This window comes from Paenibacillus sp. FSL H7-0350 (assembly GCF_038593195.1).
Lineage (GTDB): Bacteria > Bacillota > Bacilli > Paenibacillales > Paenibacillaceae > Paenibacillus_AQ.
Map to the genome: position 1 here is coordinate 287,881 of NZ_CP151972.1, position 25,766 is coordinate 313,646.

The 25,766-nt window shown below is 56.0% G+C and carries 22 protein-coding genes and 1 riboswitch; of the genes, 14 read left to right on the top strand and 8 right to left on the bottom strand.

Annotated elements, in window-relative coordinates:
- Positions 1–211: 211 nt before the first annotated feature.
- From NYE24_RS01460 to NYE24_RS01505, 10 genes are all read left to right on the top strand, one after another.
- Entirely contained in the window at positions 212–1,657 is a 1,446-nt protein-coding gene (locus NYE24_RS01460; RefSeq protein ID WP_342477857.1) for an SWIM zinc finger family protein, read from the top strand.
- A 14-nt stretch (positions 1,658–1,671) separates the two neighbouring features.
- On the top strand, positions 1,672–3,507 hold the full coding sequence (locus NYE24_RS01465) for a HEAT repeat domain-containing protein (protein ID WP_342477858.1): 1,836 nt from the start codon (positions 1,672–1,674) through the stop codon (positions 3,505–3,507).
- Positions 3,504–5,339, top strand: a complete 1,836-nt coding sequence (locus NYE24_RS01470) for a HEAT repeat domain-containing protein (RefSeq protein WP_342477859.1) — start codon at positions 3,504–3,506, stop codon at positions 5,337–5,339. The genes NYE24_RS01465 and NYE24_RS01470 overlap by 4 nt, the downstream gene beginning before the upstream one ends.
- 78 nt (positions 5,340–5,417) lie before the next feature.
- Positions 5,418–6,521, top strand: a complete 1,104-nt coding sequence (locus NYE24_RS01475; RefSeq protein ID WP_036694406.1) for an AAA family ATPase — start codon at positions 5,418–5,420, stop codon at positions 6,519–6,521.
- Positions 6,518–8,863, top strand: a complete 2,346-nt coding sequence (locus NYE24_RS01480) for a DUF5682 family protein (RefSeq protein ID WP_342477860.1) — start codon at positions 6,518–6,520, stop codon at positions 8,861–8,863. The genes NYE24_RS01475 and NYE24_RS01480 overlap by 4 nt, the downstream gene beginning before the upstream one ends.
- A complete protein-coding gene (locus NYE24_RS01485) occupies positions 8,864–10,093 on the top strand; it encodes a VWA domain-containing protein (RefSeq protein WP_036694404.1) in 1,230 nt (409 codons plus the stop codon). It begins immediately after the preceding gene.
- A gap of 123 nt (positions 10,094–10,216) precedes the next feature.
- Positions 10,217–11,302, top strand: coding sequence for an aspartate-semialdehyde dehydrogenase (asd, locus tag NYE24_RS01490; protein WP_036694403.1), 1,086 nt, complete (start codon positions 10,217–10,219; stop codon positions 11,300–11,302).
- A 148-nt stretch (positions 11,303–11,450) separates the two neighbouring features.
- Positions 11,451–11,639 carry a DUF3934 domain-containing protein gene (locus tag NYE24_RS01495; RefSeq protein WP_342479182.1) on the top strand — a complete coding sequence of 63 codons (189 nt, stop codon included), beginning with the start codon at positions 11,451–11,453 and terminating at the stop codon, positions 11,637–11,639.
- 115 nt (positions 11,640–11,754) lie between these two features.
- Entirely contained in the window at positions 11,755–12,450 is a 696-nt protein-coding gene (locus tag NYE24_RS01500) for a pseudouridine synthase (protein ID WP_036694400.1), read from the top strand.
- 99 nt (positions 12,451–12,549) lie between these two features.
- Complete coding sequence (locus tag NYE24_RS01505) at positions 12,550–13,488, top strand: hypothetical protein (RefSeq protein WP_342477861.1); 939 nt, start codon at positions 12,550–12,552, stop codon at positions 13,486–13,488.
- A 98-nt stretch (positions 13,489–13,586) separates the two neighbouring features.
- Here the strand turns inward: NYE24_RS01505 and NYE24_RS01510 are convergent, their stop codons facing one another.
- On the bottom strand, positions 13,587–15,488 hold the full coding sequence (locus tag NYE24_RS01510) for an ABC transporter ATP-binding protein (RefSeq protein ID WP_342477862.1): 1,902 nt from the start codon (positions 15,486–15,488) through the stop codon (positions 13,587–13,589).
- Between the two features lie 105 nt (positions 15,489–15,593).
- Between NYE24_RS01510 and NYE24_RS01515 the strand changes: the two genes are divergently transcribed.
- The gene (locus tag NYE24_RS01515) at positions 15,594–16,154 is read left to right on the top strand and encodes a GNAT family N-acetyltransferase (RefSeq protein WP_036694396.1); all 561 of its coding nucleotides are present in this window, start codon (positions 15,594–15,596) and stop codon (positions 16,152–16,154) included.
- Between the two features lie 204 nt (positions 16,155–16,358).
- On the opposite strand, the gene thiE is transcribed toward NYE24_RS01515, so the two are convergent.
- From thiE to NYE24_RS01550, 7 genes are all read right to left on the bottom strand, one after another.
- On the bottom strand, positions 16,359–17,018 hold the full coding sequence (gene thiE / locus NYE24_RS01520; RefSeq protein WP_076154091.1) for a thiamine phosphate synthase: 660 nt from the start codon (positions 17,016–17,018) through the stop codon (positions 16,359–16,361).
- On the bottom strand, positions 17,015–17,842 hold the full coding sequence (gene thiD / locus NYE24_RS01525; protein ID WP_342479183.1) for a bifunctional hydroxymethylpyrimidine kinase/phosphomethylpyrimidine kinase: 828 nt from the start codon (positions 17,840–17,842) through the stop codon (positions 17,015–17,017). The genes thiE and thiD overlap by 4 nt, the downstream gene beginning before the upstream one ends.
- 27 nt (positions 17,843–17,869) lie before the next feature.
- Positions 17,870–18,667 (bottom strand): hydroxyethylthiazole kinase, encoded by a 798-nt coding sequence (gene thiM, locus NYE24_RS01530; RefSeq protein WP_342477863.1) that lies wholly within the window; start codon positions 18,665–18,667, stop codon positions 17,870–17,872.
- Positions 18,668–18,691: 24 nt separating this feature from the next.
- Positions 18,692–19,783 carry an ABC transporter substrate-binding protein gene (locus NYE24_RS01535; protein ID WP_342477864.1) on the bottom strand — a complete coding sequence of 364 codons (1,092 nt, stop codon included), beginning with the start codon at positions 19,781–19,783 and terminating at the stop codon, positions 18,692–18,694.
- Positions 19,780–20,556: an ABC transporter permease gene (locus NYE24_RS01540; RefSeq protein ID WP_076154087.1), complete on the bottom strand. Its 777-nt coding sequence runs from the start codon at positions 20,554–20,556 to the stop codon at positions 19,780–19,782. Before NYE24_RS01540 ends, NYE24_RS01535 begins: the two co-directional genes overlap by 4 nt.
- Positions 20,537–21,307 carry an ABC transporter ATP-binding protein gene (locus NYE24_RS01545; protein WP_342477865.1) on the bottom strand — a complete coding sequence of 257 codons (771 nt, stop codon included), beginning with the start codon at positions 21,305–21,307 and terminating at the stop codon, positions 20,537–20,539. The genes NYE24_RS01540 and NYE24_RS01545 overlap by 20 nt, the downstream gene beginning before the upstream one ends.
- Before the next feature lie 132 nt (positions 21,308–21,439).
- Positions 21,440–21,542: riboswitch (TPP riboswitch) on the bottom strand.
- Between the two features lie 66 nt (positions 21,543–21,608).
- Positions 21,609–22,265 carry a TetR/AcrR family transcriptional regulator gene (locus NYE24_RS01550; protein WP_051493397.1) on the bottom strand — a complete coding sequence of 219 codons (657 nt, stop codon included), beginning with the start codon at positions 22,263–22,265 and terminating at the stop codon, positions 21,609–21,611.
- A gap of 182 nt (positions 22,266–22,447) precedes the next feature.
- Here NYE24_RS01550 and NYE24_RS01555 point away from each other — a divergent pair, with 182 nt between their 5' ends.
- From NYE24_RS01555 to NYE24_RS01565, 3 genes are all read left to right on the top strand, one after another.
- On the top strand, positions 22,448–23,968 hold the full coding sequence (locus NYE24_RS01555; protein ID WP_076154084.1) for a DHA2 family efflux MFS transporter permease subunit: 1,521 nt from the start codon (positions 22,448–22,450) through the stop codon (positions 23,966–23,968).
- Positions 23,969–24,237: 269 nt separating this feature from the next.
- Positions 24,238–25,092, top strand: a complete 855-nt coding sequence (locus NYE24_RS01560; RefSeq protein WP_342477866.1) for an amino acid ABC transporter substrate-binding protein — start codon at positions 24,238–24,240, stop codon at positions 25,090–25,092.
- Entirely contained in the window at positions 25,092–25,760 is a 669-nt protein-coding gene (locus NYE24_RS01565; RefSeq protein ID WP_036694388.1) for an amino acid ABC transporter permease, read from the top strand. The genes NYE24_RS01560 and NYE24_RS01565 overlap by 1 nt, the downstream gene beginning before the upstream one ends.
- Positions 25,761–25,766 lie beyond the last annotated feature (6 nt).

Here is a 25,766-nt window from a genome sequence, read left to right on the forward strand (position 1 = left end):
CCTATCACCCATTTTCTATTTGAAAGCGGTTACTCTATTGGATCGGACGCCAAGATTTGTTAATATAAATGCAAACATGTGATCTTATTTGTAGTCGTTTTGTGATGTTATTTGTAGTCGTTTTATGTGAAGTTGGGTAATAAATACTTGTGCCCCGTATGCACGTTTATTCATTCTGCTTACATCCTAATTCAGCCGGGAGGAATCTAATTTGCCAGAGCTAACATCCACGTACGTCGATTCACTTGCACCTAATGCTGCTGCGATCAAGAACGGCCAGGGGCTGGTCCGCAAGAAGAGCTTTGTGGAGCTCCATCAGTCGGAGAACGGAGAACTATTGTTCGGAAAATGTGCCGGAAGCGGCAAAACGCCCTATGAGTGCTCAGTGGACTTCATCGCACCAGACAGCCCGGTCTTCCGCTGCAGCTGCCCCAGCCGCCAATTCCCCTGCAAGCACGCATTAGGTCTGCTCTATGCCTACACCGAAGGCCAGACGTTCACGCCTGCCCCGGTTCCTGAAGACATTGCATCGAAGCGCGAGAAGGCGGAGAAGCGGGAAGAGAACAAGGTGAAGCAGGCGGCAGAAGGGGCAGACCCCAAGCCGAAGAAGGTTAACAAATCCGCCCTGAAGAAAAAAATCAACGCACAGCTCGAAGGGCTTGATCTGCTGGAGAAGCTGGTGCTCTCCTTCGTACGCAGTGGCCTGTCCACGATTGACAAGTCTGCGGCCAAGACGCTTCAGGGGCATGTGAAGGAGCTCGGGAACTATTATCTGTCCGGGGCCCAGATCGAGCTGCGCCGCTTCGCGAATCTGATGTCCAGCGGCAAGGATCAGGAGCAGAACTATACATATGCGGTGGAGCAGCTGACACGGCTACACGCATTTATCAAGAAGGGCCGGGCGTATCTCCAGGCCCGGAGCGAGGACCCGGAGCTTGCGCTCGATCACGAATCCACTATTGATGAATGGCTGGGCCATGCTTGGCAGCTTAGCGAGCTGAAGGAATATGGTCTGGTGAAGGAGGGGGCGGAGCTGCTGCAGTTATCCTTCTACAGCTACAACGATGCTGCCCGCCAGGAGTTCGTAGACCTTGGCTTTTGGCTGGATCTCTCTGCGGAAGGCGGTGAGATCCGCCGGACCTTTAACTACCGCCCATACAAGGCGGCGAAGCTGATGCGCGAGGAAGACAGCTTCTTCGACATTGCCGTGGTTCCTCAGCTGTACACCTATCCAGGGGACATGAATGCCCGTATCCGGTACGAGTCCATGTCTTCAAGACCGGTGCAGGGTAATGATCTTGAGCGGGCGGCCGCCATGGCTCACCGTTCTTATTCAGAAGTCTTCAAGAAGGTGAAGAACCAGATCAAGAACCCGCTGAGCGACAAGCAGCCGGTCATGCTGCTGCATGCATCATCTCTGGGCGTTACTGAGAACGGCCAGTATGTCCTGACCGACGGGGAAGGAACACGGCTGCTCCTGGAGGATATCCCATCGGCCTCGCAGGGCACAGTAGGGCTGCTGCCATTCCTTCCGGCGGGAGCCCGCGAGGACTGCACGGTTCTGGTCATGTTCGAGCATGACCTGGACCAGGGACGTCTGCGTGCCCAGCCGCTTAGTGTTCTTATGGACGAAGAGGTCATTCGACTGCTGTACTGACAGGAGGCGTGTCTATGAGCACAGCGTTACTACAGGAGCTTCATCAGGAGTATAGAAGATTGTACATTGCCGGAAGCGAGCTGGCAGCGGGAGATTTCCGCCTGAACCGGCTGCTTCCGCAGGTTCAGCAGTTCGGTGAGCGGTCACCGGTCTTCAAGAGACTCGGTGAAGGCATTGCAGCGTTGCTTGAACCCGGCAGTCCTGACGGGCCTGCCCCCAGCGTTCTATTGCAGGAGCAGACTCTGCTGCTGGAGTCCGTGCTGTACACCCAAGGGACAACAGCTGTGGAAGGAACCCCAGGCCCTCTGCCCGTGTGGGGCTTCGCGCTTCAGACTGCTCAGCCTTACCGGAAGCTGGCGCCTGTGCTGGAGGCACTCAGCACGACGGGCAGCGGCAGATATGAGATCGTGGTCGATGCCTTCCAGAAAGGCGTCTTCGGGGATCTGCGTCTGCTGCTGCTGGCGGTCTCAGCGCTGAATGATCCGTATTCGGAACTGGCGGACTATGTGAAGGAGCATATTCTTCCTTCGTATGGGCCGGAGATTAGCGGCTACCTGCTGGAGAGCTTCAATCCGGCAGGCGGGCGGAGCGAGGCGCGCAAGCTGGAGGTCATCGCCAAGGCAGGTGCCGCCAGGCATCTGGATACGGTCTTCCAGGCTGCAGAGAGCGGCAGCGATGAGGTCAGGGTTGCTGCTATCGCTTGCTTGGCAGGGGATGAGCAATATACAGCCGCTTTGCTGGAATGGTCGGCTGACAAGAAGAAGGCGATTCGTGAAGCAGCGTACACGGCGCTGGCGGCCGGCGCGAGTGAACTGGGAGCGGAGCGGCTCTACGAAGCCTTCTGTGCGGGGAAGGACCGTGAGATGGTTGCCGAGGTGCTTGCGAACCTGCCTGCTGCGCTGGCCGCGGAGAAGCTGGCCGACCTGTTCATGGTGAAGCTCCGCCTGGCCCCGCAGAATAATGGAGACCCGCAGCAGACGGAAGCTGTCTGGGCGGAGATCCAGCAGTTCATGAGGGCGCTGTTTAGTGCCCGGAGCAGCAAGCTTGATGAAATCTACAGTTATGTAATCAGCGAATATGACCGCTTCCAGTCGCTGGGATGGAAGCAGCTTATCATTCAGGCAGTGCGGTACAAGGAGTGGACAGTAACAGATTCCAGCCTCAGGGAGCTGCAGTTATTGGCGGAGCGTGACTACAACTATCTGCTGTATTATTTCCGGGCGGCCCGTAAAATGATGATTCCGCAGGAGCTGTATAACCAGTTCGCCGGGGGATTGAAGCAAAGGCTGCTCTCCTTCATGAAGAAGGATACCGCGCAGCGGGAACAGTTTCTGATCGACATCCTGGACCGGGTGATTATTAACCCTAAGCCACGGTACTACTACAAGGCTGAGGATACCTTCGATCGAATGAGCGCTGAGGAGATTGAAGCCGCCTGGGACCCGCGCTGGCTCGACTGGTTTATCCAGCGGGATGCACTTAATCTGGTCTGCACTTTCGCCCGGCCGGGACATAAGGGAGTGCGGGAATATCTGCTGAAGAAGCTGAAGGTGCCTCCGCAGCCCAGAGATGACGAGGTTCTTCCTAACATCTTCATTGGACTTGAACGTGCAGGAGTTCCTGAGCCGGGACGCCTGGAGCTGCTTATGTCTGCACTGGAGAGCGGCAGATTCGATCAGACGAACCAGTTCAGCAATTCGCTGACCCGCCTGATGGAGCGGTTGCCGGCTGGATACCGTTCCCGGCTGGAAGCTGCGGCGCCAAGGTACACGTTCGTGGCCAAGCGGCAACTGGAGCACCTGATCAGTATCATGAACGAATTAAATTCACTTAGGGAGGACAATCCATGAGCACAGCGTTATTGCAGGAGCTGCATCAGGAATACAGAAGACTGTATATTGCCGGAAGTGAGCTGGCGGCCGGAGATTTCCGTCTGAAGCGGCTGCTTCCGCAATTTCAGCAGCTAGGCGAGCGGTCACCGGTCTTTAAGAAGCTAGGCGAGGGAATCACTGCACTGATTGAACCGGGTAGTCTGGACGGTCCTGCCCCGGGTATTCAGTTGCAGGAGAATACCCTGCTGCTGGAGTCCGTGCTGTACACCCAGGGAACGACAACCGTGGATGGGACGCCCGGACTCTTGCCGGTCCGGAAGTTCACTCTTCAGACGAATCAGACTTACCGGAAGCTTGCGCCTGTGATTGAAGCGCTCACCACCACCGGAAGCGGCAGATATGAGATTGTATTGGATGCCTATAAGGAAGGAGTCTTTCAGGATCTGCGTCTGCTGCCGCTGGCTGTCTCAGCGCTGAACGACCCGTATTCGGAGCTGGCAGAATATGCGAAGAATCATATTCTGCCTTCTTATGGGCCGGAGATCGCCGGATACCTGCTGGAGAGCTTCAACCCGGCAGGGGGGCGAAGCGAGGTCCGCAAGCTGGAGGTCATTGCCCAAGCAGGCGCTTCCAGTCACCTGGACGTTATTGTTCAAGCAGCCGAGAACGGTAGTGATGAGATCCGGGCAGCGGCCATGAAGTGTCTGGGAGAGTATGGGGAATATACAGCACTCCTGCTGGAGTGGTCTGCCGACAAAAAGAAAATCATCCGTGAAGCCGCCTACACAGCGCTGGCGGCGGGTGGAACGGCACAGGGAGCAGAGCGGCTCATTGAGGTGTTCCTCCAGAAGAAGGACCGTGAGATGTTAGCCGCAGTGCTGGCGTATGGGGCTCCTGCAGAGGTCTATGCGAGGCTTACGGCATTATTCATGGATGAGCTTACGGCCGCACCGGAGACGAGTGCCGATAAGAAAATCACCGAGAAGGCCTGGGATGAGCTGGCTCCCTTCATGGCGGCTCTCCGCCAGGCAAAGAGTGCGGAACTGGATGCCATTTATAGCTATGTTCTTAAGGAGTATAACCGTTATACTTCCCTCGGCTGGATTCATCTGATTGACCAGGCGGCCTGGTACAAGCAGGAATCAGCGGATAACGCCGCGCTGGAAGAGCTCGCAGAGCTGGCGCAGCGCAGCGTGCGGTATCTGCCGAATTATTTCCATGCGGCCAAGCGGAGAGTCAGCCCGCAGGAGATGTTCGACCGGTTCGCTGGAACCCTCACGGAGACCAAGCTGATCGGGCAGGCGGCCAAGCAGGCGGCTCAGCGCTCGCAATTGCTGATCCATACGATCGAGGAGCAGGCAGTGGACCTGTACTGGGACTATGAGGTGCGTTGGGATGCCTCGGGCGTCAGACAATATAACAGGCGGATCATGTCGGCTGAAGAGGTTGCTGCGGAATGGGACCCGCGCTGGCTGGAATGGTCCATCAAGCAGGATGCCATGAATCTGGCCTGTGTCTTCGCCCGGCCCGGACATCAGGGAGTGCAGAATTACCTGCGGGGCAAGCTGGAAGGTACGCTCAAACGGTACACGTATGACCGTCTCGCGAATATTTTTAAAGGACTGGAGAGGGCAGAACTGCCTGAGACGGAGCGGCTGGAGCTGCTGATCTCTGCGCTCGAAGAGAACAACGTACGCAATTTGTATACCTTTGACCACTACTTGTTCGAGATGATGGAGCGCTTCCCTGCCAGCTATGTGGACCGGGTGAAGGAGATCGCCCCCCGGTTCAAATATGAATCCAAGCGCCAGCTGGAATATATACTGGACCAGCTAGTAAGTAAGCAGTAAAGTCTGCAATATACTTAGTGTCACCGGCACGGAAGAGATTGTCCCGGATGGACGGGGATATATAAAGGAGAGGTGTACATGTCAACAGAACAAGGTCAGCTTCAGGATTACATGCGTCTGCCGGCTGAAATCCTGTATCGTGAGGAGCTGGAAGCTCTACGCAAGGAGGATAGCGGACGTATTCCTGCCGGCTGGCAGATGTCCCCGCGCTCAGTCCTCACCTTCATTACTGGCGGCAAGGCGGGCAAGACCGTGATTACCCCGAAATATATCGGCAACACCCGGCTGATCGAGATGGCCGTTGCCACACTGGTCACTGACCGGGCGCTGCTGCTGATCGGGGAGCCGGGCACCGCGAAATCCTGGCTGTCCGAGAATCTGGCAGCGGCGATCTACGGCAACTCAGGCATGGTAGTGCAGGGGACTGCGGGAACAAGCGAAGAGCATGTGCGCTATTCCTGGAACTACGCCATGCTCCTGGCGAATGGTCCGACGCCGGAGGCGCTGGTCAAGAGCCCGATTATGCGGGCGATGGAGGACGGTGGTATTGCCCGGTTTGAAGAAATCTCCCGCTGTGCCTCCGAGGTACAGGACGCGCTGATCTCGATTCTGTCGGAGAAGACGATCTCCGTGCCGGAGCTGGGCAAGGAGACCAGTGCCCGCAAGGGTTTTTCGATTATAGCCACTGCTAATACGCGGGACCGCGGAGTCAATGAGATGTCCGCTGCCCTGAAGCGGCGCTTCAATATCATTGTGCTGCCTGCGCCATCGGACCTTGAGACGGAGCTGTCGATTGTGAAGAAGCGTGTGGGTGAGATCGCCTCCTCCTATGAGCTGCAGGCTGCTGTTCCGGCAGATGAAGCGCTGCTGAAGGTGGTCACCATCTTCCGCGAGCTGCGCAGCGGCATGACCCTCGACAAGAAGGAGAAGGTGAAGACTCCAGCCGGTGTAATCTCCACGGCAGAAGCGATCTCCCTGCTGACGAACAGCATGGCACTGGCGGCAAGCTTCGGGAGCGGAGAACTGACCGACGAGGATCTGGCAGCGGGACTCCAAGGGGCGATCGTCAAGGATGACGACAAGGATAAGCTGGTGTGGAAGGAATATCTGGATAATGTAATGAAGAAAAAAGGAGCGGACTGGCGCGGACTCTATCAAGCCTGCAAGGAGATGAACGAGTGAGCAGGGCAGCGGTTGCCGGTGTTCATGTCTTCGGAGTCCGGCATCTGTCTCCGGGCGGTGCCAGACATGTCCTGGAATATTTGAACGAGCTGCAGCCGACCGCCGTGCTGATTGAGGGGCCGAGTGATGCAAGCGGAGAGATCCGTCATTTAACCCATGCGGTAACAAAGCCGCCGGTAGCTATTCTGGCCTTCACCGAGGATCTCCCCGTGCGGACGGTGCTCTGGCCGTTCGCTGTGTATTCCCCGGAATATCAGGGGATGAAATGGGCGCAGGAGCATGGAGCACAGGCAGAGTTCATCGACCTGCCTTCTTCTGTAACATTGGGGCTGCAGGATGCGTTACGGCAGGATGCCGGCGGACGCCCGGAGCTGAAGCCTGTGGCTGAGGAACAGGGGGAACCGGCGGAAGAGGAAGTCCGTGAGCCGGAGTCCGTATACAGCCGGATTGCCCGGCTCGCCGGTGAGCATGACTATGATATGTACTGGGAGCGTAATTACGAGCATAACGCCAGCAGCGGTGCCTACCGCGCCGCGATACTGGCCTTCTCAGGACAGATGCGGGAGCTGTCGGAGTCCACGGAGCGCGCAGAGCAGCCGCGGGAATATGCATATAACGCATTGCGAGAATCTTATATGCGGCGGCAGATTCAGCTCAAGATTGACGAAGGGCATCTGCCGGAGAAGATTGTTGTGATCTGCGGTGCATACCACGCCGCCGCACTGGCCGATCTCTCGGAGGGGATGAGCGATGCGGAGCTGGCGTCATTGCCTGCACGCTCTACCAAGCTGACGCTGATGCCTTATTCCTACTATAAGCTCTCTACCATGTCTGGCTACGGTGCGGGTAATGCGGCTCCGCACTACTTCCAGATGATGTGGGAGCTGATGGCCTCCGGCCGCTCTGAGGAGCTGCCCCATCTCTATCTCTCCTCTGTGGCCCGGATGGTGCGCAGAGCAGGGACGCACCGCTCCACGGCTGAAGTCATTGAAGCGGTGCGGCTGGCGGAGTCGCTGGCTGCGCTGCACGGCGGAAGCGCGCCTACGCTGCGTGATCTGCGGGATGCCGCGCAGACCTTGCTCGGGCATGGGGATCTGGCTGTTATCGCTGATTCGCTGGCCCGGGTCGATGTTGGCACGAACATCGGAAGGCTGGCCGACGGCGTCAGCCAGACGCCTATTCAGGATGACCTGAACCGGCTGCTGAAGCGCTACAAGCTGGAGAAGTACAGATCGACCGTAGCCAGCGACCTGACGCTGGATCTGCGTGAGAACCGCCGGGTGTCAAGCAGTGAAGCGGCTTATCTCGATCTGCACCGCTCCGTGCTGTTCCACCGGCTGGAGCTGCTCGGTATCCACTTCGCCCGGAATGTGCCGAGCGGCCAGTCCGGGGCGACCTGGGCGGAGCACTGGATACTCCAGTGGGCGCCGGAGGTAGAGATTGAGATTGTGGAGTCTACCCTGCTGGGGGAGACCATTGAAGTGGCGGCAGCCTATGTGCTGCGAGAGAAGCTGCTGGAATGCAGCTCCATCTCTGAGGCATCTGCGCTGATTGTCACCGCCTGCGAATGTGCCATGACCACGCAGATGGAGGAGAGCAGCCGCGTACTGCAGCGCCTAGCGGTAGACAGCCGGGATGTTGTGTCGATTGCCACGGCAGCCAGGGAGCTGGCCAAGATCATCGGCTATGGCGACATCCGCAAGGTGGATACGGCCCCGTTCATACCGCTGCTGGAGGAGCTGTTCCGCCGGGGCTGCCTGTTCCTGCTGGATGCCAGCGGCTGCAATGATGAAGCAGCGGCGCTGATGATCGGCGCAATGAATGATCTGAACAACATCTCGCAGGAGCATAGCGAGATTGCAGATACGGCCCTGTGGCTGCAGGAGCTGCTGCAGCTGGCGCAGCGGGATGACCGCAACCCGCGGCTGTCGGGCTTCGCCTGCGCGATCCTGATGGAGCGTGGAGCCATTCCTGCCGGGGAGGTTGCGGCGGAGGTGTCGCGCCGCTTGTCTCCAGGAATACCGGCGGACCTCGGGGCAGGCTGGTTCGAAGGGCTGTCCATGCGTAACCGCTATGGGCTGCTGTCGCGGATGAGCCTGTGGGAACAGCTGAATGACTATATCAACGCCTTGGAGGATGAGGAATTCAAGCGTGCGCTGGTCTTCCTGCGCCGGGCGTTCAGCACCTTCTCCCCGCGTGAGAAGACGATGATCGCCGAGCTGCTGGGTGAGCTGTGGGGCGTGAACACAGAGCAGGCCGCCGAGATTCTGACAGGAGAACTGAAGGAGGAGGAAGCCAAAATGCTGGATGATCTGAATGATTTTGACTTCGGGGATCTGTAGATGGGTGATGAAGAGCTGAAGGAGGAGAACCAGAACAGCGCCCTTACACGCTGGCGGCTGATTCTGGGGCAGGACGCGGAAGAGGCCTTGCCCGGCTTCGGCCCGGGCAGCGGCCGGATCTTGAGCGAGGAAGAGCTGATTATGGATGCCGCGCTGGCGGCTATCTACAATGAGACAGGTGCAGGCAAGGCAGAAGGGAGTGCCGCTGCCGCATCGAAGGGCAGAGGCGCAGGCTCGGGACATGCCGCAATTAACCTGTCCAAGTGGCTCGGGGATGTGCGGAATTTCTTCCCGGAGGATGTGGTCTCGGTTATTCAGACCGATGCGATGGAGCGTAAGGGCTGGAAGCAGCTGCTCTTCGAACCGGAGCTGCTGGCGGCAGTGAAGCCGGATATCCAGCTGGTCGGTACGCTGCTGGCACTCAAGGGCAAAATCCCGGAGAAAACCAAAGATACCGCCAGAATGCTCGTTCAGGCGCTCGTGGATGAGCTGGTCAAGCTGCTGGAGACCGATATCCGCCGTGCGGTTACCGGAGCCCTCAACAAGCGGCAGCATTCCCCGCTGCCTTCGCTCAGCGGGCTGGACTGGAAACGGACGATTGAACGCAATCTGAAGCACTACGATGCGGAGCGGCGGATGATTATCCCCGAACGCTTCTTCTATTTCGACCGGGCCCGCCGCAGCAAGGAATGGACGGTCATTGTGGATATTGACCAGAGCGGCTCGATGGCCAGCTCGGTGATCTGGGCGTCGGTGATCGGCTCGATCTTCGCCAGTATCCCTGCGCTGAACACGCGTGTCGTTGCTTTTGACACCGAGGTGGTAGACTTGACAGAGCAGTGTGCGAATGATCCTGTTGACATGCTCTTCGGCATCCAGCTCGGGGGCGGCACGGATATTCATAAGTCGGTGAAGTATTGCGAGCAGTTCATCGAGGAGCCGAAGAAGACATTGTTCATTATCGTATCGGACCTGTATGAGAACGGCAATCAGGCCGGACTGGTCCGGCGGATGCGTGAGCTGCGGGAATCCGGGGTGCGGACGATGACGCTCTTGGCTCTCTCCGATGAAGGCAAGCCTTCCTATGATGAACGGCTGGCCGCCCAGCTCACCCGTGATGGAACGCCTTGCTTCGCCTGTACTCCGGCACTGCTGCCTGTCCTGGTGGAGGGGGCGCTGAAGGGTCAGGAGCTGGGTGAGCTGGCGAAGCGGCTCGGGATGACGCGATAATTTCATTAGAAGAGGAAACACTTACTTTATAATCACATATTGTGTAACATGCCGCTATCCTTTATAATCGGTTATTAAAAAGCGCTTTTCGCTAGGCGCTGCTTGAAAGGAAATGAATTTCTTATGTCGAGTAAGCTCAGAGCGGGTATTGTTGGCGGTACCGGTATGGTCGGCCAGCGTTTCATTGCACTTTTGGAGAATCATCCATGGTTTCAGGTAACAGCGATTGCGGCGAGCGCGAATTCAGCCGGCAAGTCCTATGAGGAGTCTGTTCAAGGCAGATGGAAGCTATCCACTCCTATGCCCGAAGCCGTCAAAGGCATTATGGTTCAAGACGCCTCCAAGGTGGAGGAAGTGGCTGCGGATGTGGATCTGATCTTCTGCGCCGTAGATATGAAGAAGGAAGAGATCAAGGCGCTGGAAGAAGCTTATGCGCGTACCGGAACTCCGGTGATCTCCAACAACTCGGCACACCGCTGGACACCGGATGTTCCGATGGTGATTCCCGAGATCAACCCGGAGCATCTGGAGGTCATCGCCCAGCAGCGCAAGCGTCTGGGGACGGAGACCGGCTTCATCGCCGTGAAACCGAACTGTTCCATTCAGAGCTATATGCCTACCCTGAATGCACTTCATGAGTTCAAGCCTTCTAAGGTAGTTGTAACTACTTATCAGGCAATTTCAGGTGCCGGCAAGACCTTCGCGGATTGGCCAGATATGCTGGATAACGTGATTCCATACATCGGCGGAGAAGAAGAGAAGAGCGAGCAGGAGCCGCTGCGGATCTGGGGTAAGGTAACTAGTGAGGGGATTGTCCCAAGCACGCAGCCGGTAATCACCACACAGTGTATTCGTGTGCCTGTTGCTGACGGCCATATGGCGGCAGTCTTCGCCTCCTTTGAGCAGAAGCCTTCCCGCGAAGAGATTCTGGAACGCTGGAACAGCTTCCAGGGGCGTCCGCAGCAGCTCGGTCTGCCGAGCGCGCCTAAGCAGTTCATCACGTATTTTGAGGAAGAGAACCGCCCGCAGACTCGTCTGGACCGTGACATTGAGAATGGCATGGGTATCTCCGCAGGTCGTCTGCGCGAGGATTCACTGTACGATTACAAATTCGTCAGCTTGTCCCACAATACGGTAAGAGGCGCTGCCGGAGGTGCGGTACTGATCGCTGAATTACTGAAGGCCGAAGGATATATTCAGCCTAAATAAGCCATTCTATGCTCTTGGATGGATACCCGTTACGCAGCCTGCCGGAGGCTCCTTCGCGCAGGCTGTTTGCAGTTGGACCTGACAATCCGCCCGAAATAATGGTAAGATAGAGTAATGTACGGCGAAAACTGAATATTGACGGAGTGATATTGTGGCAAAAAGTAAAGGCGGCGGTACAGGCAGAGGAACAGGCAGCAAGGGCTGGACCCGCTGGAATAAGACAGCAAAACCCGTGAAGCCGGCCAAAAGCGGCCCTCCCGGAAGCCCAGGCGCTAAAGGGGCCAAACCAGTCAAGCCAGCTAAGAGTGGCAGCAGCAAAACCGGAGGCGCTAAATAAGCGGACATCTGCCCATTGATAATTAACAAATATAAGGGTTATAGGTTGGAGCAACATCTGATTTGTATGTAAATCAGGTGTTCTTTCATATGTAGGACCTGAAAGCGGGCACTTCATGAGAATTAATAAATATATCAGTGAGACTGGCGTCTATCCGCGCAGAGAGACGAACCGGCTGATTGCCGCCGGAAGGATCACGATTAACGGGAAGATATGTGCGCCTGGAGCAATGGTGGAGCCTGGTGATACGGTGGCTGTAGACGGAATTACTGTGACTCCAGACCGGGAGGAGCGGGTCTATCTGGCGCTGAACAAGCCGATAGGCATTACCTGTACAGCCGCCCGGCACGTGGAAGGGAATATAGTAGATTATATCAACTATCCATCCCGGATTTTTGCCGTCGGCAGACTGGATAAGCACTCGGAAGGGCTGATTCTCCTGACCAATGACGGGTCGATTGTCAACCGGATGATGCGGTCTGAGCATAGTCATGAGAAGGAGTACCGGGTGAGCGTGGACAAGCCGGTCACGGAAGAGTTTTTGGCGGAGATGTCAGCGGGTGTAGATATTCTGGAGACCCGGACCAAGCCATGCCTCACCCGGCGGATCGCGGATAAGGAGTTCATGATTATTCTGACCCAAGGGCTGAACCTGCAGATCCGCCGGATGTGCAAGGCGCTGGGCTACCGTGTGCTCCGCCTGGAGCGGATACGGATTATGCATATCACGCTCAGCGGTCTGCCGCAAGGGCAGTGGAGACGGCTGACGGAGGAAGAACTGGTGGAGCTCCATGCACAACTGGATGGTTAACCGCAACTCACATACTAAGGTACAGGCTTCCGAAGCTTGCTCTGCGATGGGCATATATAGGAAGCCATGCTACCACGACACGACATTTAGGAGGATCACATGCGGATTATAAGCTTATTGATAGCCTTAGCAATTATAGCGGGTTGCTCAAGAACAGGGGGTGGCAGATCAGTAGAACCGTCCGCAGCGCCAGCCGCTTCCCCGGCAGCGGATCTCTCGGCAGTACCTGGAGGGCATCAGGAGGAAGACACGGCTGACGCAGCGCTGGCGGAAGTGTCACCTGAGATAGCGGATGAGTATTCGGGCTTCGTACATATGGATGCGGTTCAGTTGAACGGGCAGATTTTTCAGGTATATTACTGGAACAAGGGAGAGTTCAACTATACACAGTTCGCCATCGTCAAGGAGGGCAAAATGGTCTTTGACAGCAAGAAGGCCGGGCTTACCCTGGAAGGCGGCGACATTTGGAATGAGGAGGAGCAGCTCTGGGCCGAAGCGGTTGTGCAGAACAACCGGAATACCTTCTTGTTCAGTCTGATGGATAACCGTCCTGCTTACGCGTCTATTGTGGTCGAAGAGATCGACGGAACAATGCAGGTAACGGTTAACGATCTGTTCAGCGTGAATTATGAGGATGTGGATCAGGATGGAAGTGAGGATCTGCTGGCCAGCCCTTATCCGGGGCAATCTCCTCTGGGTCCGGCGCTGATGGGCATCTATCAGCTGGAAGGGACGAATTATGTGCCAGATAAGCTGCTTACCAAGCAATACGCGGTCGATCAGCTTCAGCTCAGTGAGCAGGAGTATAAAAACAATCCGTCCGAGCAGACATTAGAGCAGCTGCTGAACGCCTACCTGATTCTCGGGCGGCGCAGTGTCGCGCTGACGCGGTTCGAAGAGTTCCATGAGTGGGCCGGACAGCTTCCCGGTTACGGCGGCTATGTGGATGAATACCAACGGCTGCTGCAGAGCACGGAGACCGCTGAACAAATCAGCGGCTGGATGGACAAGCTGAAGCCGCTGCGTACTACGCGATAGGCCACACTGATCGCGGGCAAGAAGAGAAGGGATTCCGGGGGGCAGGTGATGCTGCTCCAGGAATCCCTTTTTCATGAGCTACGACCGCGCCTGCTGGCTTATGAATCTTCCCGCTGAAACTGCTTGTTGTACAAATCCCGGTATACCCCATTCTCTGCCAGCAGGGAAGCGTGCTGCCCCGACTCCATAACCCTGCCGTCCTGAACAACCAGAATATTGTCGGCTGCCATGATGGTGGAGAGACGGTGGGCGATGACCATGCTGGTCTTGCCGCGCAGCAGTTCATGCATCGCTTGCTGGATGTAATATTCCGATACCGTGTCCAGCGACGAGGTGGCTTCGTCCATGATGATAATGGGCGGATTCTTGAGCAGTACGCGCGCGATGGACATCCGCTGTTTCTCACCGCCCGACAGCTTAATACCCCGATTGCCGACGACCGTGTTGTAGCCCTCAGGCAGCTTCAGAATGAAATCATGAATATAAGCGGCTTCGCAGGCGGCCGTCAGCTCGGCTTCCGTGGCTTCAGCGTTAGCATAGAGCAGATTCTCACGGATCGTTCCATTGAACAGATACGTGTCCTGGGTGACGAGGCCTATCTGCGAGCGGAGCGAATGCAGCGTGAACTCGCGGATGTCCTTGCCGCCGATACGGATCATACCCGAATCCAGCTCATAGAGCCGGGGAATCAGGTTGGTAATGGTAGTTTTGCCTGCTCCGCTGGGTCCGACCAGGGCAGTCAGTGATCCGGCGGCTGCCGTGAAGGAGATCCCGCTCAGTGCGGGCTTATCCGGGGCGTAAGCGAAATTCACCTGCTCGAAGACGATGTCTTGTCCCTCTACGCGGCTTGGAAGAGCCAGCTTAGCATCCACAATCAGCGGGTCCATATCGAAATAGTCAAAAATCCGTTCAAACAGCGCCACCGAACGGTTCACATCCACATAGAGATTGGTCATCTGCATAACCGGAATATACAATCTGCTCAGCAGTGCCACAAAGGTGATAATTGCTCCGACACTCAGCTCTCCCTGGATGAATAAATATCCACCGTACAGATAAATCATCATTGGCCCGATACTGGTGAAGGTGGTAAGGACCAGCATGAACCAGCGGCCGGCCATGGATTCGCGGATTTGCAGCCGTGTTGCCTGGGCATTTACGGTCCGGAAGCTTGCCAGTGCGGTGTCCTCTCTGGTGAACAGCTTCATAAGCATGTACCCGCTGAGGCTGAGCGTCTCCTCAATGATCTGATTCTGCTCCGAGATCTTCTCCTGCGTCTCTTTGGCCAGCTTCCAGCGCACATTGCCCATTTTGCGGGTGGGTATGATGAATAAGGGAATGACCAGGATACCTAGCAGCGCAAGCTTCCAGTTCATGATGAACAAGGTTGCCGCCGTGGAGATCAGAATGAACAGATTGCTGGCACAATTGACGATGGTGCTGTTGAACACGCCTTGAATCCCAGCAATGTCACTGGTCATCCGGGTGATGACCTCGCCTTGCTTAACACCTGAGTAGAACTGCAGCGGCATGCTCTGCAGATGGCGGTACATCTGGTTTTTCATATCATGGACAATATTCTGGGAGATAAAAGAGTTCAAATAATTCTGCAGCACACCCAGCAATCCTGACACTACCGTTGTAGCCAGCGAGGCGGCAACGAGCAGAAAGAGCAGCTGCAGATTCTTGTCCGGTAGCGCCCGGTCAATGATCTGCTGAATCAGGATAGGAGGGAGCAGCCCCAGCACTGCGGATATGCACAATACAGTCATCACCAGCAGAGTCTGCTTCCAGTACGGGGCGAAATACTTGACGATGCGTAATAGCAGCGCTTTGGATATATCCGGCTTTGCCTCCTCCTCATCGAACTTTAATTTGCCATGCCCGAAGCCTCCTCCGGGTCCTATGGCTCTGAAGCCTCTCGACAATAGGGTCACCAGCTTTGCTTGAATTTTAGGGATACTATATATGTAAAAATAATCCTGTAATATGTCTGTCATGGGCATTATACGCCTGGATTTTCCGGATGTAAATGCTAAACTGGATAGGTTGGAATGAACTGGAGAACTAAAAGGCAGCCCTAAGATTGAGAGGAGAGGGACAGAATGATTATAGATGCACAGGAATATGAAAACAAAGGACTCCGCTACACGGTGAGATCAGCCGTGCTGCAGGATGCCCCGCAGTTGTCCGCGCTGAGACTGACGGTCGACGGGGAGACGGAGAATTTAGACCGGGTTCAGGGGGAAGCATTCATCGACCCGGAGGGCTTCCGGTCGCTTATAGCGGCGGATACGGCCAGCGGCACGAACCTGTTTCTGGTTGCCGGGGTTCAGGACAGGCTGGCGGGCTTCGCCAGATGTGAAGGAAGTCCGCTGCGCAGGCTGGCCCATCAGGCCGAGTTCGGAGTCGGAGTGCTCCAGGAGTTCTGGGGATACGGCATCGGCCGGAGCCTGCTGGAGCAGTCTATCAACTGGGCGGATTCTATGAGACTGGAGAAGCTGAGCTTGAAGGTTCTGGAGAGGAATGACAAGGCGATCCGGCTCTATGAGAGCCTGGGCTTCGAGGTCGAAGGTGTCCTGCGCAGAGACAAGCGGCTGGCCGATGGACAATTCTATTCTACAATTGTTATGGGCAGATTACGCGGGGATAGAGGGGGAGCGTAAGCCAAATGTAATCGTAAAACCAATCATAATTGGACTGGGCGCGCCACGTAAGCCAGATGTAATCGAAAAACCGATCATAATTGGACTGTGCGCCCTGGTTAATATAATATGTCGCCACAATGAGAGAGGTGGAAAAATGGGGGTGCATCCTATGTGAGTCTTGAGCATCAACATCTTTCCACCCGCACAGTGCCTGGTTTAAAATTAAGGAGCAGCGACGAGCTGCGCGAATCTCCGCGTGGTCTCGTGTATATCCTCAGCTCCGGCAATGGCCGAGATGATGGAGATTCCATCCGCACCAGCCCGGATGACCGGCGGAGCATTCTCCAGGGTGATGCCGCCGATGCCCACTACGGGAATGGTCAGGCCGCTTCGTCTTAGCTCTTCAATGACAGTAGTTCCCCGGACGGCCTGGGCATCATCCTTGGAAGTAGTAGGATAGACAGGTCCGACTCCGAGATAATCGGCTCCGTCCGCGATGGCCTGCCGGGCTTCCGTTAGATTATGCGCGGAGACTCCGATGATCTTATGCTCACCGAGCTGCTCACGGATCAGCCGGGCAGGCAGGTCATCCTGGCCGACATGAATACCATCGGCATTAAGCACTGCGGCAAGCTCCAGATCATCATTCACGATGAACGGGATGTTATAGGCCCGGCATATCTGCCGGAGTTGTTGGCCTAGACGGAGCAGAGCGGCACCTTTAAGCGCAGAGGGACCCTTTTCCCGAAACTGGAACAGAGTAATGCCCCCATCGGCAGCAGCTGTTAAAGTGTCCTCCGGCGAGCGGCGGCAGTTCACACTGCCCATAATGAAGTACAGCTTCAGCAGTCTGCGCATATCCTCGCTGTCAATCCGTGTCATAACGTTATCCCCCTTGATCTCATCCTGTTCCCGTAAGCAAAATGATTCGTCGGCCCCTGCCCGGCCCCGATGTTCAGGCTATCCTCAATCGCCGCTTGAATGAAGGCCTTGGCGGTCTGGACAGCTTCTGGCATGGAATGGCCCAGCGCAAGACCTGCCGTCACCGCAGCTGAGAAGGTGCAGCCGGTTCCGTGAGTATGCCTCGTCGCAATCCGCGGGCTGGACATATACTGGAATTCCCGTCCGTCATAGAGCAGATCCACCGCCTCATCTCCAGACGGGTCATGTCCACCCTTCAAGATAATGTACTGGGGTCCCATCTGATGCAGCAGTCTTGCTGCTTTCTCCCGGTCTTCCCGGCCGTGAATCTTCATTCCCGTCAGCATCTCTGCTTCAGGAAGATTGGGGGTGATGGCAAGCGAGAGAGGAAGCAGGCTTGTAATTAGCGCCTTCACTGCCTCCTGGAGCAGCAGCTGTGAGCCGCCCTTGGCAATCATGACCGGATCGATCACCAGCTTCTGCTGCCAGCCGTACTGCTGCACTTTACTGGCAACGACGCGGATAATGTCACTGCTGAACAGCATCCCTGTCTTAATCGCATCCGGCGGCAGATCACTGCCGATCGAATCCAGCTGGGCTGCAACGGTCTCCGGCTCCATCGGATAGACTCCCTGGACACCTAGTGTATTCTGGGCGGTGAGTGCAGTAAGTGCAGACATGCCGTACACTCCCAGCTCCTGAAAAGTCTTCAAATCCGCCTGAATCCCGGCCCCGCCGCCGCTGTCGGAGCCGGCAATGGTCAACGCTTTGCGTATGCTAGTCATCATGTTCTCTCCTTTGCGGTGTGCGTTTTAGGCTTCGAGCAGCTTCAGCCGTGAGCGGCTGCTGTATTGCTCCGGGGTCACCAATGACAATTGATTCAGGAACAAGGTCTGGAAGCTGCCGGGACCTTGGGCTTCAGCCTCCTCAGCAGCAAGCTCTGCTGCCACGCCGTAGAAGGAGAGGGCCTCGGCAGCCGCCTTAAGTACCTCCCCGCCGCTTACGGCAAGGAATGCACCCACCACAGCACTTAGCAGACAGCCGGTTCCGGTTACCCGGGTCAGGATGGAGTGCCCGTTGCTGGCAATGTAAGTGCGCTTTCCGTCCGTAATGATGTCTTCCTTGCCGGTGATAATCACGACGCATTTCAGCTTCTGCGCCGCTTTAACGGCTAGAGCGACTACATCGCCTTCGCCTGCTCCGGCATCCACGCCTTTGCTTGCCCAGCTCTCCCCGGCCACATTGGCAACCTCGGCCACATTGCCGCGCAGCGCAGTAAGCTGAAGCTCACTCAGCAGCTTAGCCGTAACGTCCGTGCGGTAGGCGGTAGCCCCGGCTCCAACGGGATCAAGCACTAGCGGCACATGGTGACTGTTCGCAGCCTTTCCAGCCTCGATCATGGAAGCAATGGCGGCTTCATTCAGTGTGCCGATGTTCAGTACAACCGCCCCGGACATGGCGGCTACATCCGCTACTTCTTCAATGGCATCGGCCATGAACGGCGAGGCTCCCAGAGCCAGCAGCCCGTTCGCTGTGAAGTTAGCGACTACGATATTCGTGATATTATGCACCAGCGGGTTCGCCTGGCGTACTTTGGACAGATAAGACATATGAATTCCTCCTGAAGGTATAATTTAGAAATTAATAAAAGCATTCTTAACATCCACTTCCTGCGCCAGCAGTCCGTTCTCGCTCAGCCATTGGTTAACTTTCTCCCATGTAGCCTCATCCTGATAGCCGAAGGGCTGGGAGCCAGCATCCATCAGCGGCAGCAGGATCTCCAGACTGCGCTGTTCAATCGCTTCATCCAGCGTCGCGGTGTCCTCCTGATGGGCAAGCAGCAGCTTCAGTGCTTCATCCGGGTGACCGGCTACATACTGCTGGCCTTTTCTGATGGCATCCACGAATTTCTGATAAAAGCCCTGCGAATCCTGCAGTCCCTGCTCACTGGCGGCCAGTACCAGCTCATAATAATCCGGGACCCCGTAATCTACGGGATTGAAGGAGCGGACCGGATGGCCTTGCTGCTCCAGAATCAGCTGCTCATGATTGATGAACCCGCCCATAATTCCATCCACCCGTCCGGTGGAGAGAGCAGGAATCAGATCAAAGCCGACATCCACCAGCTTGAGGGATGAAGGGTCCCCGCCGTCGCTTTTCACCATCGTCTTCAGCATCGCTTCATATAACGGAACGGAGGAATATCCGGCTTGCTTGCCTGACAGCTCTCCCGGGCGGGTAATGCCGCTGTCTGCGGATACCATGAGATGATTCAGCGGGTGGCGGACCAGCGCAGCGATCGACTTGACTGGAATCTGCTCGCCCCGTGCCATCAGCACCTGCGGCTGATAACTGAGTGCCAGATCTACCTTCCCCGCAGCAACAAGCTTCAGCGCATCATTGGTATCGGCCGGCATCTGAATCTCAACCTCAAGGCCCTCCTCCGCGAAATAACCTTCAGCATCTGCCGCATACAAAAAGGAGTGGACAGCATTGGGATACCAGTCGAGCATAATCGTCAGCTTATGGGCTGCGCCTTCAGCTCCAGTCCCGGACCCAGCCTCAGAAGTGGCAGTAGTACCAGTTGAAGAGCCGGAGGCCGCGGGACTATTCGTATTGGCGCAGCCTGCCAGTACAGGCAGCATACAGAGGAGCAGAGCGGACAGCAGCATGGCTGGCCTTGAAATTGCATTGTGCAGATAACGGGTATAGCGGATAGTAGTCATGAATAACGTCCTCTTTTCTTCAAAATAATCTTCTCCAGCGCGGCGACTGCCAGAAACAGCAGGATACCGAGTACGGATAACAAGACAACAGCAGCGAACATCTTGGCGCTCTGCAGATTCCCTGCCATTCTGCGGCTGAAATAGCCCAGCCCTTGGCTGCCCCCAAGCCATTCCCCAATCGTTGCACCGATCACACAGTACACAGCCGACAGCTTCAGTCCGGAGAAAAAAGAAGGCAAGGCCAGCGGAACGCCCACCTTCCAGAGAATCTGCCAACGGTTCGCGCCGTACGTAAGCAGCAGCTCCCGGTAGGCGTCCGTGTTCTTAGACAAGCCGTCATAGGTGCCGATGACCACCGGGAAGAAAGCGGTCAGGAAGACAACGGCGACCTTGCTCCACAAGGTGTAGCCGAACCACATGATGAACAGAGGCGAGAGGGCGATCAGCGGAACCGTCTGGCTGATAATCAGCAGCGGGTACAGCGCCTTGGCCAGCGGACTGAACAGGTGCATGGCGATGCCCAGCAGGCTGCCGCAGACCACAGAAAGTGCGAAGCCTGTGAGCACCTCAAGCAGTGTAGCAGGCAGATGTACCGCGAATAACAAGCGGCGTTCCTCCAGCACAGCCATGCAGATCGCAGACGGAGCCGGAAGGATGAAGGGAGGAACCAGGCCCAGCCGGGCTACTGACTCCCAGACCGCAAGCGCCAGCAGGGCGAGCAGGGCCGCCGGACCGTAATGCTGGAGCAATCTTCTAAGAGCGGCGGTTCTCATATAACTTCAGCTCCAATTCCTGGCGCAGGGCGGCGAACTGCGGTTCATAGTGCAGACTGTGATGACGCGGACGAGGGAGACCGGCTGAGAATTCCTGTATCCCGCCGTCCTCTCGGCCAGTCATTAGATAGATTCTGTCACTGAGCAAGAGCGCCTCCTCCAAGTCATGGGTGATGAATAGCACCGTCTTGTCTAGCTCCGCCCATAACTCCAGCAGCCAACGCTGCAGCGAACGCTTCGTAATGGCATCGAGCGCCCCGAACGGCTCATCGAGCAGCAGCAGGTCATTCCCGGCCGCCACAGTGCGGAGGACCGCCACACGTTGGCGCATCCCGCCGGACAGCTCCTGCGGATAAGCCCCTTCGGTCTCGTCAAGGCCGAAACGGTGTAGCAGGGTACGGATCTCGGCAATAGCGGCTGCTTTGGGACGGCTGCGCTTAAGCTCCCAGGGCAACAGACAATTGTCCAATACGGTGCGCCAAGGCAGGAGGAGATCCTGCTGCGGCATGTAGGCCACGCTACCCAGTCTTTTCGCTGCTGTTGCTGAATCAGCTCCGTTAAGCGTGATCCTGCCGCTGCCCGGCTCCAGCAGACCGGCGATGATTTTGAACAAAGTGCTTTTGCCGCATCCGCTTCCGCCTACGATAGAAATGAATTCGCCGCGCTGCACATTCATGGATAGCCCTGAGAACACGGGTGTCCGGGACGAACCGGTCCCGAAGACATAGGACAGATTGCTAATATTGATCATAAGACTATGTACGAAGCCTCCTTGGAATTGGTATAGATACTGTACGGAGCACAAAAAAGCCCCATTCATTCCCGGAGGCAATGAATGGGGCGGAAGGTACAGTCAGCTGAGGCCCTGTGACGGGAACCACTGATACATTCTGCTCCACTTCCCTCCGCTGGTATGATCCAGATCAGGTTCAAAGGGTCCGGAGCTTAAGCTCCGTCTCAGTCGGCCGACTCCCCTAGTGAATAATGTTGCTATTGAATTCGTAATTGCTACTTAATATACCACAAATTCCCCTCTTGTAAAGGGCAGGCGGTCAGCGCTTCGCCAGACCGGTCACGAACAAAGTGACGATGCCCCGGGAGATGTCCAGCTTGGAGGCGTGGTGCCGCTTCTGCTCATACAGGTACAGATCGGGACTGAGGACAGAGATTAGGGCTGTGGCTGCAAAGGCCGGATCAATGTCAATAATCTCACCACCTGCCGCAGCGCGCTCTAGCAGCTCTGTCATCATCACCCCCAGCCGCTGAAAAAAAGGATGCTCAAACTGGGTCAGCTGCTTCTTGCCGGTGAACTCGGCTTTGATCATATTCAACAGCTCGGCATATTGTTCAATGAAATCGGCAATCTGCTCAATGCTGCTCTGCAGCTGAGCGAGCGCCGGGGCTTCACCGGCACTGGCAGCGACCTGCTGCTCCAGCCCGGACAGGAATTGATCTGCGCTGCCCTTCAGCAGGGCAGAACAGATCTCACCCTTGTCCGTAAAACGGCGGTACAGGGAGCCTTGCCCTATGCCTGCCCGCTTGGCAATGCTGTACATGCTGACCGCCTCGAGTCCGCTCTCGGTGAACAACTGGCGGGCAGCTTCAAGAATCCGCTGGACATAAGGATCGGCGGACACGGGTGGAGCGGATTCTATGGCTTGCGGAGCTGACGGATGGAGCTGCGCAGCATCGGTGTCTGGCTTGTTCATGAGAACCCCTTTCAGAAATAAATCAGTGATTTACAGAAAAATAAATAAAAGAATTGACACCACGGACAATTGTCCGTAGACTATGAATTGCACTAACGGACAGTTGTCCGTTCACTCATTATATAGAACAATCTGCCCGCAGGTCAATGTAGAACGCGGACAGCTTTAGGAGGGGAAGAGACATGGATCAGACCTTGAAGCAGGAAGCCGATTTCCGGCTGTCCAGTATTCTGGTTCCGCTGCTGGCTATTATTGCAGGAGTATTTATGGTTGTGCTGGACAGTACGGCGATGAATGTAGCTTTGTCCAGGCTGGTGGTGGATTTCAAGACGGATCTGCATACGCTGCAGTGGGTAGTTACCGGATATATGCTGGCTCAAGCTTCAGTTATTCCGCTGTCAGGCTGGCTGTCTGACCGGTTCGGAGCCAAGACAGTCTTCCTGACGGCGGTTATTGTGTTCACGATAGGCTCGATTCTGTGCGCTACACCAAGCAGCGCCGAATGGCTGATTGTTTTCCGGGTCATTCAGGGACTGGGCGGCGGCTGTGTGCTCCCTGTCGGGATGGCCTATGTGTACAGACTGGCTCCCAAAAGCAAGGTTGGCGTAGTCATGGGCATTATGGGCATTCCCGTCCTGTTCGCACCCGCTATTGGTCCGGTATTGTCGGGCTGGCTGGTTGAATATCATTCCTGGCGCTGGATCTTCCTCATTAATATTCCGATTGGCATCATTGCTGTGCTGATTGGCCTGCGCAAGCTGCCGAATGCTGCGAAGAACAGCGTGCCCGGCATGGATAAGCTAGGTATGGTTCTTGGCCCGCTGGCCTTTGCTTCGTTAACCTACGGGGTTAGCCAGGGCGCGCAGAGCTGGACCTCTGAGAAAACGCTGATCGGATTGCTGCTGGGCGCTGTGGCGCTAATCGCTTTTATCATCGCAGAGCTGCGCTCCAAGACACCGCTGCTGGAGCTGCGGATTCTGAAATCCGTAGATTTCACGACAGGAATCATCGTGCAGTGGATTGCCCAATTCGGCTTATATGGCGCGTTATTCCTGCTCCCGCAATTTCTGCAGCAGGCCCGCGGCTTCGGCGCATTTGATACCGGTCTGACGCTGCTGCCGCAAGCGATCGCTTCCGGGCTGATGATGCCGATTGCCGGGATACTGTTCGACCGGATCGGTGTGCGCTGGCTTGTGGTCTGCGGTCTCAGTCTGGTCTCCGGCGCGTTATTCCAGTATTCGCATGTAGATCTTACCACACAGAGCCGGGACCTGATCCTTCCGCTGATCATGTGTGGGGCGGGAATGGGCATGATGATGATGCCAATGAACACGCATCTGCTCAATAAGGCACCCAGCCATCTGGTAAACCGGGTAACCTCGCTGACGAACTCGATGCAGCAGGTAATTACTTCGCTGGCCGTCTCGACGCTGGTTACGATTCTGACCGCAAGAACAACTGCGCGCGGCATAGAGATGCAGGAAGCGGCGGCAGCTGCCGGGAAAAGTACCGCAGGCGCTTCACAGCAAGCGTTGCTGCTGGCTAAGCAAACCGTATTATCGCAGGGCTTCGCAGATACGTTCCACATTATGATGTTTGTCGCGCTTGGCGGTGCGGTCCTTGGACTGCTGCTGCGCCGGGGCCGCCATTCCGGAACTGAACGTTCTAAGGAACAGGCAGCACCGGAAATCATGCACGTATAGTAATGCCCATATAGAAGCAGAGCTTATGTAGTCCATAGAGCAGCGATTCTCCTTTTCTCGGAGAGTCGCTTTTTGTATTGATTTCTCTTCAGGATATCCTGATGCAGGAACAGAAATTGGGGCAAGCTAAGCTATTGAAAATCAATACAATACAAATCCGATGAATATAATCGGAAAAAGTTGTTGACGCAGGTAACACCCCGGTGTTACGATTCTTTTTGCCGGTAAACACGGTGCTTGCAGAGAAGATACGAGAGGGGATTCATCGAATGAAAAAACTAAGTCTAACTATTATGCTGCTCCTGACCATGGTCACGGCTGCGGCTTGCGGAAGCAACAATACAGACAAGACAGCAACGGGCGGCAATACCGGGGCTGAACCCACATCTTCTGCTACAGAGGGTGCAGCTTCCGGGGAGCAGAACAGCCTTGAGGCCGTCAAAGCCAGCGGCAAGCTGCGCATCGGAACCGAAGGAACCTACGCACCTTTCACCTTCCATGATGCAGACGGCAAGCTGACGGGCTTCGATGTCGAGATCGCCGAAGAAGTGACCAAGCGCCTGGGTGTGAAGCCGGAGTTCATCGAGACACAGTGGGACGGGATTTTTGCCGGGATGGATGCGAAGCGCTTCGATGTGATCTTCAATGAAGTCTCCATTACCGATGAGCGTAAAGTGAAATATGATTTCTCCGATCCGTATATTGTCTCCAAGGCTGTGCTGATCGTCCCCGAGGATAATCAGGATATTAAGACCTTCGCTGATCTCAAGGGTAAAAAAGCCGGCCAGTCGCTCACCAGCAACCTCGGCAAAATCGCCACAGACAACGGTGCTGAGATCGTATCCACCGAGGGCTTCAACCAGGCGATTGATCTGCTGACCTCCGGCCGGATCGATGCTACCGTCAATGACGGCTTGTCCTACCTCGACCTGAAGAAGCAGAAGCCGGATATCAAGATCAAGAAGGTGGATGAGATTGCCGAAGGCTCGCATAGTGCCGCAGTCTTCCTGAAAGGGAATGACGAGCTGGTGCAGGCGGTGAACGAAGCGCTGACCGCTATGAAGAGCGACGGAACCTACCTTAAGATCTCCGAGAAGTATTTTGGCGCTGACGTATCGAAATGATGGATGACCGCCAAATACAAATATTTCTCGATTCACTGCTGCCACTGTTCAAAGCGGGGGTGGCTTTTACCCTTCCGCTTGCGGTAGTATCCTTTATTCTTGGGCTGCTGCTGGCGGTGGTTACTGCACTTGCCCGGCTGTCCTCCTTGAGGCTACCGAGACTGATTGCCCGTTTCTATGTCTGGGTGATCCGGGGAACGCCGCTGCTGGTGCAGCTGTTCATTATTTTCTATGGACTGCCCGCCGCCGGGATTGTGCTTGATCCGTTCATCGCCGCTGTTATCGGGTTCACGCTAAGTGTCGGGGCTTATTCCTCGGAGATTGTCCGGGCTGCTATTCTGTCTATCCACAAGGGCCAGTGGGAAGCCGCGTTCTCTGTGGGAATGAGCCGGAAGCAGGCTCTGCGCCGGGTGATCTTGCCTCAAGCTGCCCGTGTATCGGTTCCTCCGTTATCGAATTCTTTTATTAGCCTGGTTAAGGATACCTCGCTTGCGGCCAGTATTACTTATGTCGAGATTTTTAGAAAAGCCCAGCAGATTGTGGCGACATCCTATGAACCCCTGCTGCTATATTGCGAAGCGGCATTGTTCTATCTGCTGTTCTGCTCCGTATTGTCGGCGTTGCAGAATTATTTGGAGAAGCGGCTGGACCGGTATTCGGCCAGTTAAGGTTAA